This window comes from Streptomyces sp. NPDC102283 (genome assembly GCF_044766265.1).
Taxonomy (GTDB): Bacteria; Actinomycetota; Actinomycetes; order Streptomycetales; family Streptomycetaceae; genus Streptomyces.
This window is the reverse complement of record NZ_JBIWLQ010000011.1, coordinates 248220-252270: the sequence shown is the minus strand read 5'-3', so window position 1 is coordinate 252270 and position 4051 is coordinate 248220. Positions and strand designations below refer to the sequence as shown.

At 69.1% G+C, this 4051-nt stretch carries 2 protein-coding genes; both read right to left on the bottom strand.

The window, feature by feature from the left end:
- Nucleotides 1-31 precede the first annotated feature (31 nt).
- Nucleotides 32-466, bottom strand: coding sequence for a YbaB/EbfC family nucleoid-associated protein (locus ACIRJT_RS23100; protein ID WP_403911963.1), 435 nt, complete (start codon nt 464-466; stop codon nt 32-34).
- 146 nt (nt 467-612) lie between these two features.
- Complete coding sequence (locus tag ACIRJT_RS23095) at nt 613-3972, bottom strand: AAWKG family protein (RefSeq protein ID WP_403911961.1); 3360 nt, start codon at nt 3970-3972, stop codon at nt 613-615.
- Nucleotides 3973-4051 lie beyond the last annotated feature (79 nt).

Below are 4051 nucleotides of genomic sequence, written 5' to 3'. Positions count from 1 at the left end.
GAATGCCTCCCTCTCGTCCGGTGGTCCTACGTCAGTCCTCGTGGATCTCGTCGTGCAGGCGGGCCAACGAACGCCTCCCGCCGCCGTGCGAGTCCTCCAGGGCCGAGCCGAAGGCCCGGTCCCAGTCGATGTCGATGCCTCTGATGCCCGTGGCCCGGCCCGTGGTCCGGGTCAGCGGCTCGAAGGCGTCCATCACCTTGCGGGCCATCTCCGAGCGGCCCTCCTGCACCGCCTCCATGATCGAGGCGGCGAGCTGAGGGCCCGTCATGGACCGGTGCCGGTTGTCCGGGAACTTCAGCCCCGTCAGCTCGCCCTGCGGGCCGACCGTCACCTCCACCGCGCGGTCCCGTGACCGGGCCGTCGCCGAGGACTGGCCGAGTTCACCCTCGGCGCGTGCCACCGCCTCCTGCACAGCCGAGAGTTCGGCCATGGCCTCGGCCAGCTTGTTCTCCATCGAGTCGCTCAACAGTCGCCCTTCCACCTGCGCGTATACCATTCTGTCGTACGCGTGTGCGTGCTACGAACTCCCCCGCGCCTGAACGGTGTCCGAGGCGGCCGCAACCGTCTCCTACCGCTCCCGCGCGGTATCCGCCGTGACCGGCGCAACGCTCTCTAGCGTCCGATCACCGCCGGTGCGCCGCCTTCGTCGGTGCCCCAGACGTCCTCGTCCTCCGGCACCCAGGAGTCGCGGGTGCGTTCACCGCTCTGGGTCGCTGTCTGGCCGGGCGCGCCGCCCCCGCCCGGGGCGCCGCCGGCCATCGGCGGGAGGAAGGGGGAGCTGCCGGCGGTCGGGCCGCCGGCGGCCACCCGTACCTCGTCGTCGGCGTACCGCCCGCCCGAACCGGGAACCGGGGCCCCCGGCCGCGCGCGGCGGTTCCGGGAGACCGAACCGTCGATGACGTTGCGGACGCGCTCACCGGAGTCCGACTGGCCTCCTCCGCCGCCGCCCATACCGCCACCCATACCGCCGCCCATGCCGCCGCCCATCGGGGAGCCGCCCATCGGGGCACCGCTGCCGCCGCCTTCGCCCCCGCCGTAGCTGCTGGGGCCGGGGAACGGCCCGCTGTTCAGGAGCGGACGGTTGTGGCTCGGCGTGCTCGACCCGTCGGACGCCCCGGTGCCCGCCAGGGGCGACTCGTAGGGCTTGTCGTCGAACAGTTCCTCCTCGTAGGAGGCGGGGTCGTACGAGGGGGGCGTGTGGCCGGAGAGTCCGTCGCCGAAGGAACCGAGATTGAGGGAGCCGTTGTTGAGCTGGCCGGATTCGAAGCGGGACGGGCCGGACTCGTCCAGGTAGCCGGAGACGGTCGAGCCGTCGGGCCGGGTGACGGTGGTGGTTCCGGTGTCCGGGTTGATGGTCTGGGTGGAGCCGTCAGGGAACTCCGTGACCACGTTGCCGCCGGGGTCCAGGTGCGTGACGCTGCCGCCGGGGTTGGACAGGAGGTCCCCGGTGTTGAGCGGACCGGAGATGACGGAGCCGTCGGGCCGGGTGATGGTCGAGGAGTGGGTGTCCGGGTCGATCGTGACCTTGGAGCCGTCGGGATATTCGGTGATCACGCGGCCGTCCGCGTCGAGCCGCGACTCACCGCCGCCGGGGAGTTCGAGCGGGCCGTCGTTGACGGGGCCGCTGATGGTGGTGGACGACAGGTCGGGGATGTCGCCGTTGCCGAAGAGGTCCCGCCGGGAGCTGTCGAGCTTGGACTCCGCCTCGGCCTGCCTGCGCTCCTGCTCCTGCCGGACTTCGTCCTGCTTGGCCTCGGCTTCCTTCTGCCTGGCCTCCTGCTCGGACCGGACCTCGTCCTGCTTGGCTTCCTGCTCCTCGCGGAGCCGGTCCTGCTTGGCTTCCTGCTCCTCGCGGATGCGGTCCTGCTTCTGCTCGGCCTCGGCCTGCTTCTGCTCCGCCTCCTTCTCCTTGGCCGCTTGCTCGGCCTTGGCCTCGGCCTCCTTCGCCTCCTGCTTGGCCTCCTGCTCCGCCTGCTTCTGCTCGGCCTCCTTCTCCTTGGCCTCCTGCTCGGCCTTGGCCTCGGCCTCCTTCGCCTCCTGCTCGGCCCTGGCCTGGGCCTCCTTGGCCTCCTGCTCCTTCTTCGCCTCCTCCTGCTGGGTCTTCGCCTGGTTCATCTGCATCATCTGCATGTTCTCCGCACGAGCCTGGGCCTCGGCCTGCTTGGCCTCCTGCTCCTTGCGGACCTGCTCCTGCTTGGCCTCCTGCTCGGCCCGGAGCTGTTCCTGCTTGGCCTCCTGTTCGGCCTGCTTCTGCTCGGCCTCCTTCTCCTTGGCCTCCTGCTCGGCCTTGGCCTCGGCCTCCTTCGCCTCCGCCTTGGCCTCCTGCTCCGCCGCCTTGGCCTCGGCCTCCTTCTCCTTGGCCTCCTGCTCCGCCTCCTGCTCGGCCTCCTTGGCGGCTGCCTTGGCCTCGGCCTCCTTCTCCTTGGCCTCGGCCTCCGCCTTGGCTTCCTTCTCCTTGCGCTCGGCTTCCGCCTTGGCCTCGGCCGCCTTGCGCTCGGCCTCCTCCTTCTCCTTCTTCCGCTCCGCCTCGGCCTTGGCGGCCTGGTCCTTCTGCCACTGGATGAACTCTTCCTGCTTCCGGGCGGCTTCCTCTGCCGCGGCCTTGGCCGCGGCGGCGTCGGCCTCCGCCTTCTCCTCGGCGAGTTCGGCCTTCTCCTCCTTGTAGTCGGACTCCAGCGTGCCGCTGGTCCCCCGCGACTTCACCGTTCCCAGCTCGAACTGGCTGTTGCTCCAGCTGTCGCGCACCTTCGTCATGGCCGCGACCGCCGCCTTGTCGAGGTTGTCCTCGACGGTCTGCTTCCACATGAGGAGGGCCTTGTTGCCGACCTTCACCCAGGTGTCGAGCTCCTTGAGCTCACCGAAGTCCTCGGGCTCGACGGTCAGCGCCATGTCGCCCGTGCCGGTGATCTTGTCGATCGCGGCCTGGTTGCTGAAGCCGTCTTCCGAGATGTAGTTCGTGGTGGTGCCGTAGCCGCCGCCGTACGTCCCGTAGGTCTCGATCTCGTACGTGATCTTCGTGATGTTGTGGTCCCAGGCGTGCTCCATGATCGCGGAGAGCAGGGTGTGCAGCACCACGAGCGGGTTGCCGTACTGCCACTGCCACTTCGCCCAGACGCTGTGGAGATCCGAGACCGCTTCTCGGAAGTCCTTCCGCGCCTGCCGGATCTCGTCGCCCTGCTTGGACCCGACGGTGCCGCCCCCGCCGGGCTTCATGTCGTCGGCGTAGTCCGAGTACTGCTCGTTGATCTTGTTGATGAGGTCCCAGAAGACACCGGCGGCCTTGCCCCGCCACGCCTTGTCCTTCTCCGTGCCGAGCCGGCTCTGCCACTCCTCCACGACCTTCTGCTGGGACGAGAAGAACGCGGCGACCCGGTCGAAGGCCCCGGCCACCGTGTCGAAGTTGTCGAGGGTCACGGAGTCGGGGTCGTCGACGGGGAGGGTGTTCCAGGTGAACCCGTAGGTGCCCTGCGACGGGTTGTTGAGCAGCTCCTCCAGCGCGAGCCCGGTGCCGTAGGCGTAGCGCGAGGTGAAGGTGGTGTCCCAGGTCGGCTTGCCGTCCATCCCCAGGTGACCGTCCATGGAGCTGGAGAACTGCCCGCCCTCCTGGTACCCCTGACTCGGTATCCGGCCGTCCCCCTTGCTGCCGAGCAGGGTGATGCGCGCCTTGTACATCGACACGTCGGAGCCCGCGCCCCCCTTGGAGTGGTAGAAGGGGATGACGAAGTCGGTGTTCTTGATGTCGGAACCGGCGTTCTCGTAGAGCCAGTTCATGTCCTCGGTGTCGACGTAGTCGACGTAACCCACGTCGGAGATCTCCACCTTCATCAGGGGGATGCCCTCGTTGCCGACGAGCGTGTCGAACAGGGTGTTGCGGTCCGGCGCCTTGTAGCCCGTGAAGAAGCCGACGGCCTCGGCCCACTGGTCGTTGGAACCGCCGAGATCGTCGGTGACCTTGCTGGAGTCGAGCGCCATGCCGGAATGCCTTTTCGTCAGGGGAGACAGGAGGACGGGCGGGGGTACGGTCCGCCGGACCGCGGGCGTGCAAAGGAGC